Here is a 7,652-nt window from a genome sequence, read left to right as displayed (position 1 = left end):
GATATATCGGGCATATGAAGATCAACAAGTATAAAAAGGTAGTCATTTACTTTTATGAGATTTAAAGCCTCTTCTGCTTGGCTCGTTGTATCAACATCGAAGCCAAATTTCTTACAGGTAAGTTCACCTACGATGAGATTAATCTGATTATCATCAATGATAAGAGCGCGCCCCTTGAAGCAATGAGTTTGAGTGGAAAGTGCATTGCTGAAACGGTTCGGTTTGGTGATAACTGAAGGCATTGGCAGTGTAACAGTACACTGACTGCCAACGTTAACTTCACTCACCAACTCTATCTTCCCACTCATTAGTTCAAGGAGTTGGGTGACAATTGCAAGGCCCAATCCTGTACCTCCGAAATGGCGGGTGGTAGAGCTATCGGCTTGTGAGAACGGTTTAAAAATCGTCTCAAGCTTATCAGTAGGAATACCAATTCCGGTATCGGTGATGGTAATGGTTAATCTTGATTCACTTTCTAGCCATTGAAAGTGACATGTGACAGCTCCTTTTTTTGTAAACTTTACGGCATTGCCAAGCAAGTTGAATATTACTTGCTTCAATCTTGTGTTGTCTCCAGCAAGGTAAGTTCCCTCAATATGTTCAGTGGTAACAACGTAATCAAGACTTTTTTGTTTACAAGTGTTATCAAAGGCATTCTTGACCTCTTGAACTAAAGCCTCTAATGAGAATGGTTCAATGCGCAACTCAAGCTTACCTTGTTCCATTTTTGCTATGTCGAGAATGTCATTAATGATGAGAAGTAAATGCTCTCCAGAACTGACAATAATGCTTATTTGCTCTTTCTTTGCCTCATCGACTCCTTCCCCCAAGATTTGTGCCATCCCTAAAATCCCATTTAGTGGGGTTCTCATCTCATGACTTACCACCGATAAGAAGTCATCTTTAGCTCTATTGGCTGATTGAGCCGACTCCTTAGCTAATGAAAGCTGGACATATTGTTTTCTCATCTCCACAGACATACGATTGAAGGCAGAAATCACCTGACCAATCTCATCATTCTTTTCATAGCTAAGGGTCAAGCCAGGGCCAGATACTTCGATATCTTCAATGGCTTTAGTGACTTTACGTAGCTCTTTTACCAATAACCGACTGAATAATAGAGAGGCGATAGCAACAAATGCGACTTCGATACTCGCTATCATAATTAAATACTGACTCGAACTTTCTATGTGACTCAAGATAGCGCGTTCATCAAAAATGGCGTCTATCCGACCAATAACCATGCCATCTATGTGAACATCCATTCCTTTAAAAATCATTCCTTCAATCAATATCGAGTCAGTATGATAAGCATCTCTATTTCCAACGATAACAACCTCGGAGCCTGAGATACTCATTGTTAAAGACACAATATCGGGATCTTTTATTACGTTTTGTGCAATACTCTCCAGCCGCGCTATATCATAGGTAAGCAAGGCATCGAGACTACTCAGCTTTAATAAATTTAAAGTAGTCTCTATCTTGCTTTCAAATAAAGCTCTATTCGAATCAGCTATAAAATTTGTAGCAAAAACGACCAAAAGCGCGAGAAAAAAAACTTCAATTAAAGCGATACCGAGGAAGGTTTTGGTTTGGAATTTCATAAGGTTACTCTTCGGCAAAGAGTAGTCTAACGTCATTCCAATCGCTGTCTTTTGCTTGTTCAAACCCTTTAATTTTAAGAGGAGACAACAGCTCAGGGTGAACACTCTCAAGACTCGTTATTGCTTGTTGAATACGTTTTCTAAGGTCTTTAGAAACATGAGGGCCGACCGCGATGGCATGAGGAGTATAGCCTTTACTCTCCCACAAAACCGTCAATTTATCTGACACTTCAGGCTGCATAGCATTTAAGGTTCGATAGATACCGCCACCTGCCACGAAGTTGCCCTGAGCAATATTATGGTAGACCGAGTCATGTGAACGTACATAAACAGGTTCAATATCGATATTATTCTGTGCCAAGAAGCTTTGACTTAAAATACTTGCCGCAAAAGCATCAGGGGAAGGGAACGCTAACTTTTTACCTTCTAACTCTTGTACCGTAGATATATCACTCTCTTTCTTTACAACGATAACCCCCTTTATTTTCTTATTTTTTGCCTTAGCTATCGCTATATAACCGTTGGACTGACTGAATACAGTATAATGATAAGGGTTCATATAGGTTATGTCATATGACCCCTTTGACAATTCTTTTTCAAACAAAGGAATCGATGACTTAGTGGCAAATCTCACCTCTTGGCCAATTTCTTTTGAAATATATTGGAGGATGGGCATCCACTGCCTGGCTAATTTTTCAGCGGATTGCTGTGGAACAATCCCAAAGTTTAATGGTTTAGCTGCTAGGCTCGAAATAGGTGTAACGAGAAGACTCAGTAATATGGCTCGAAGAAGATTCATAAATTCACTTCCATGTAAAATGAACAATATGTTTCGCCCTTGCTGACCTAGTTCGCCTTAGAGCGATGCCCTGTTAGAACACTCATCAAGTGAGTTGCGTTTAGAATTTGCTATAGCTAAGTACCTATTTGAAAGAGATCTTTCTATAGAGACTTATAATAGCTAGAGTGTTAGAGGTTCATCAGGCTTTCAATAGACTCTTCAACGGAGTCAAAGATATACGAATGAACCTGAAAACCATCGTCAGCATCAATTTTAACTTCAGATATCCCATTGTTGATTTCAGCCTCGAGAAGATAGAGAGAGCTCTCAACTGATTGACTAATCATAATTTGTTGATTTGTTAGCGTGATACGACATGACTCTAAAACCATAGTGTGTCCCTTCCTAGCAGTGGCAACTGAATCTTAATGCTCTGATTACCTAATAATGACGTTGTTAGAAGATTCCTTTCTCTTTTAACAGTAGACCAAATTGTAAAAAAACATAGTTTATTTTCAGATGGATACTAAAGATTAGATTTTGAAAAGATAAAGTTTCGTTCTCCCTAACGTTGTATCACCAAACTCACTCAAGAATGACGCAAAAGTGCTTCACTGCATTTCGATTTACATCATTGTAAGTTGCATTTCATAAACTGAGTCTTGGGCTGACAGCAACACTTCTGACTCTTCGTCCGTTAGAGTGGAGTTAGACTGACGTAGCACGAATAAGTAGTCGAACTTTACAAAGAAATCGTAAAGCAGAGGCATGATATTAGGGTTTACTGTTGATATATATTGCTCAAGACTCTCGTTTGGTAAACAAGCATACTCTTCACCTCCAAGAGCCTTTGCCATACCTGTAGTTATTCATAATTTGCTAATGTTCGATTTTCCGAAAATGATTTTTGTCCAGAGGCTTTATAGACCGGAAGTTTTACTCGTGGCACTTTTCTCAAAAAGTGCCAGCTAACACAGATCTGCCCCAAAATGAGTTACGCCTCCAAACCACATAATGATGCTCCGCCAACTTCGATATACAAAAAGTAATATATGAGACTAAAGGCAAGACCTGCCCGTGAGTTTTACGATTCTTTCTTAGTCAGTCATCGTTTTAGCGACCTCACTCGTTAGTGAGAGTAGTTTAGCAGAGAGTAGAGATACCTAAGCCCATGTTACGGCAGTTGGAAGCGTCTATGGATAGCACTGACTATAGTCACCCCGAGCGTGATTACAAAGCTGGCCCATATCGCTTTTGAGGGTAAGCCATCAGCAATATAGCCGGCAAATGTGCTGCCGATGGACACAGCTGCGATTTTCAGAGCTGCGATCCACATAAAGACCTGTGAAGAACTTCCGCTTGGTGCGTAGTCAACCCTTGCAGCCAGGCTCGCGGCGAAGAAAAGTGCGTTGGTAACGCCACAGATGAAGAAGGCGCCAAGTCCAAACTCATAGCCGGTCGAAATCGAAACCAGTAGCAGACCACACGATACACCAATTGCAGATAACATCATGAGCTGTTCGGGCTCTTTATGAGTAGGGAAGCGGATCAAACAAAGTGCACCAACCAGATTTCCGATGCCATAAAAAGAAACCAGCGTTGCTGAGCTAGCCCGAGTTTGTCCCCATTGTTCAGCCAGAAATATCGCACAAACTGGCAGCGCCGCTAAAGAAAATGAGGTGGCAACGGTCAGATACATGGTTCGGGTCAGTGGACCTATGCTGATAATTTGTTGTGCGACCTTGGCTATGCTCGGCACGGATGTGGACTGACTATTATGATGGCTATTCACTGGCAGCCTCATAATCAACAGGGAACTTATCAAAGGAAACAGAGCGATTGATATCAGTGCTGACTGTGTGTCACTGATGTTGGTTAACCCTGCAACCACCATGGGGCCTAAGGTACCGCCGACTGCGTAGCTGCACACATCCCATGCGTGCGCTTTTCTTCTCATCTCATAGTTTGAACTAAATAATCCATTCAACAATCCACTGATCCCTCCCATCAGGTAAGGGGCAGAACCACCACAAATGATCAGTAACAGCATTAGCGCGGATAGAGTTAGATGCTGGAAGAAGAGGGCTGTAGCGAGCATGAACACACTATAGACACATGCCGCTGCGATGATCAGTTTTCTTGAATCGCGCGCCATATCTAACCAACGTCCCCATATAGGACCAAGTAGATGTGGGGCGCTCAGACATGCGGCAAGTATGCCCATTTGATGACTCTGCACCCCATTCTCAGACGCGAGGAGCAACACACCGACAATGGCAGCACCTGTTGCCGTTCTGGCAAAGCAAGCCAGACTGAAGTACAGATACAACAAGGTCTTATCATTGTGAACCTTTGCTGTGGTGCTACGAATATTGTCCATATGTTCCCCCTTACTGTGAGCGTTACGCGAGTTCCAGCTCTGAAATCAGTTTTTGCACAACGAGCTTGGATTCATTGTTTAGTCCGGTCAAAGGAGCGGGTAGACATGGGGATTCGGCATAGCCCAATATTTCAGCAGCACTTGCCATTACACGCATTCCACCGAGATTATCTGAGAACAGTTGCCACAGCTGGTCATATTTTTGCGAGAGTTGTTTGGCTTGCTCAGGGTTGCATAGCTTTGCTTGCTCAAACAGATGTTGAGCCGTTCTTGGGAACAAACCTGCCAGAACGGAATACCAAACATCACATCCGGACTGAATGCCATTAGCAGCAAAGGCGTCACCACTAACGCCAATCGTGACATTGTCTGGTACTAGTTTTTTTAGCTGTTGAACTCTGTGTTGGCCGTGATCTTCAAATTGCATCCCAGGGAACTTGATTGACTGCACCATTTTCAGCTTTGCGAGCTCTGCATGGAGCTGGTCACTAAAGGTAAAGTGAGTGGCGGCTGGGTTGTCATATACACAAATCGGGATCGAAACACTTTCAGATACACGGCGATAGAGTTCATAGACTTCTTCAGCGAATAGCCGTTGATAAGAAATTGGCGCGAGTAAAAGTCCTTTGGCTCCGAGTTGCTCCGCTTGCTCAGCATTCGCGAGCACATCCCTTAATCGCAAAGACCCGATGCCGACCAAGACGGGAATATCTCCCGCCATTTCGACAGCAGTTGAGAGCGCATGATGTTTTTCTTGTGCGTTTAAATAAGGATATAAACCTGTCGAGCCTAACGCACATATAGAGTCGACTTGTGCATCGATTAATCGACCTAAAAGCTTACTATAGGCAGCAACATCAACTCGTTCATTTGAGATAGGGGTAATAGGGAAAGCACTGATTCTATTAAATATCATAGATAAATTCCTTTCATTACGTGTGTTTACAGAGTGCTATGAGACAATAATGAAAAACCCACTAACAAGTGATATCTTAGTCATAGTCATAAAACTTTATTGTCATAGTTCGATATAAACATTGTCATAGGACAAACATGAAAGTCAAGATAAAAGGGCAAACCGGACAGGAATTATTTGAGTCTGTCCGTTGTTTAATTGCGTCGGGAGAGCTCAAAGAGGGGGACGCGCTGCCTCCTGTAAGAGAGCTCGCAGCAGAAGTCGGTGTTAATAGAAATACTGTTGCTGGCGTATATCAGCGCCTTGTAAAGTCAGGGCTCGCCGAGACTAAAGGCCGTTTAGGGACGCATGTAAAATCTCGCCAGTCATCCCAACAACAAGACGGCATAACAGAAACGAAATTAATGGATCTTGCTGACGGTAACCTCCGTAAAGAGTGGTTTCCAAGCCTTGACCAATTAGCTGCAAAAGCGCAATTGAGACAATTTGTGTATGGTGAAGCGCCCATTTTGCCTGAAATTGATCAGTTTGGTCGTGAATGGTTCAAGGACGTATGTCCGGCTAATATGGGCCTTTCGATAACAAGTGGAGCGGTTGATTCATTGGAACGCCTGATGTCGGCCCATCTATTACCTGGTGATCAAGTTATAGTCGAAGACCCTTGTTATCTAGGTTCATCGACGGCAATTAAGTTGGCAGGTATGCATCCAGTCGGGGTTAGCATTGACTCAGATGGGATGGTCGCCGATGAACTTGAATCCAAACTCAGCAAAGGTGCTCGTGCGGTACTGATTACCCCAAGAGCGCACAACCCGACGGGATGCTGTTATAGCAAACAACGAGCAGAAACGATTCGAGAAGTTCTCAGTCGCTATCCAAATGTACTGGTGTTAATCGATGATCACTTCGCATTACTTGCTGAGCAACCTTACTACAATTTAATTCCCGAAAAGTCTTTGTATTGGGGTGTTTTTCGCTCAGTCTCAAAAGGGTTGGGACCGGATCTCAGGCTTGCTTTCATAGCAGCTGATCCAGTTACTACTGAACGCCTTCAAAGCCGACTGACTATTGGTATGAACTGGGTGAGTCGTATCTTGCAATCTTTAGTTATCACCGCATTGACATCTGACAGTATCGGCCAGCAGCTTCAAGTGATGAGCCAACACTGTAGACAAAGGAACCAATGGTTGATTGAAGCACTTGCAGCAAATGGGTTATCGATTCAAGGTCCTGTTGAAGGTGTAAATTTGTGGGTTCCGGTCAATGGAGACCCTCAAGCCAGCGCATACGAACTATCTAAGCATGGTTGGTTGGTGAGACCCGGCAATCAGTTTGACATTGATGGGAAAGCGCTTGGATTACGAGTGACCACAACTAAACTTAGCCAAGAGCTTGCTTTGCAGTTAGCCAAAGACATTGTGAAGGCTCGTAACTAACTTTGTGTAAGTGGATTTAAACACTGGGATACATAGTATCGACTACAGAATGATCGTTTAAATTTTTAAGATACTCATTCTAATCTGGTAGAAAGTTTTAGACTTACACTCCTAAATTGCTTTGACCAGAGACGCGCTAGAGGTCTGCAGTGATAGACTGATTGGAATAAGAGTAAATTAGTTCAATTACTCTAATGCACTTCTCCCCCAACATGAGTTTGGATAGCTGCAACCGTTAATTAGATTATGTTGGTCAACATGTATTGGCCTACATAAGGTTCACTCAACTCAATTATTGGACGTATTGATTTTATTTCTTCGCGACTTTTTTGAATGGCATAGGCTTCCACTGATCGTTCTTTAACTCATCTGAAGGAGCGTACATTCTCAATATTGCGTACTGTAGTGGACTACAAAAATTGGTCATTCAATTAGAGGTTTTGCCATATTTCTGATAATGCGTCATAAGCCAAATTAGTAAAACCTCTGGCTCACTTTTGTCCAAAAACTTCTCAGATTGAATTTTTACCCGTGG

Annotated in this window: 7 protein-coding genes; 1 reads left to right on the top strand and 6 read right to left on the bottom strand. The window is 42.7% G+C overall.

What is annotated here, in order from left to right; genetic code table 11:
* The 6 genes from BCT81_RS15310 to BCT81_RS15285 form a co-directional block, all read right to left on the bottom strand.
* Positions 1-1,604 (bottom strand): ATP-binding protein (locus tag BCT81_RS15310; RefSeq protein WP_102424986.1); only part of this gene is annotated, 1,604 nt, incomplete at its 3' end.
* Positions 1,605-1,608: 4 nt separating this feature from the next.
* A complete protein-coding gene (locus tag BCT81_RS15305; RefSeq protein ID WP_102424985.1) occupies positions 1,609-2,403 on the bottom strand; it encodes a phosphate/phosphite/phosphonate ABC transporter substrate-binding protein in 795 nt (264 codons plus the stop codon).
* A gap of 170 nt (positions 2,404-2,573) precedes the next feature.
* Positions 2,574-2,777: a hypothetical protein gene (locus BCT81_RS15300; RefSeq protein WP_008219412.1), complete on the bottom strand. Its 204-nt coding sequence runs from the start codon at positions 2,775-2,777 to the stop codon at positions 2,574-2,576.
* A gap of 234 nt (positions 2,778-3,011) precedes the next feature.
* Entirely contained in the window at positions 3,012-3,242 is a 231-nt protein-coding gene (locus BCT81_RS15295; RefSeq protein WP_102424984.1) for a hypothetical protein, read from the bottom strand.
* Between the two features lie 317 nt (positions 3,243-3,559).
* A complete protein-coding gene (locus BCT81_RS15290; RefSeq protein WP_102424983.1) occupies positions 3,560-4,765 on the bottom strand; it encodes an MFS transporter in 1,206 nt (401 codons plus the stop codon).
* Positions 4,766-4,787: 22 nt separating this feature from the next.
* Positions 4,788-5,681 (bottom strand): dihydrodipicolinate synthase family protein, encoded by an 894-nt coding sequence (locus BCT81_RS15285; protein WP_102424982.1) that lies wholly within the window; start codon positions 5,679-5,681, stop codon positions 4,788-4,790.
* Between the two features lie 137 nt (positions 5,682-5,818).
* Between BCT81_RS15285 and BCT81_RS15280 the strand changes: the two genes are divergently transcribed.
* A complete protein-coding gene (locus BCT81_RS15280; protein ID WP_102424981.1) occupies positions 5,819-7,117 on the top strand; it encodes an aminotransferase class I/II-fold pyridoxal phosphate-dependent enzyme in 1,299 nt (432 codons plus the stop codon).
* Positions 7,118-7,652: the final 535 nt, after the last annotated feature.

It is taken from the genome of Vibrio sp. 10N.261.52.A1 (assembly GCF_002876325.1).
GTDB lineage: Bacteria > Pseudomonadota > Gammaproteobacteria > Enterobacterales > Vibrionaceae > Vibrio > Vibrio chagasii.
The sequence above is the reverse complement of the archived record's forward strand: the minus strand, read 5'-3'. Positions and strand labels throughout refer to the sequence as shown.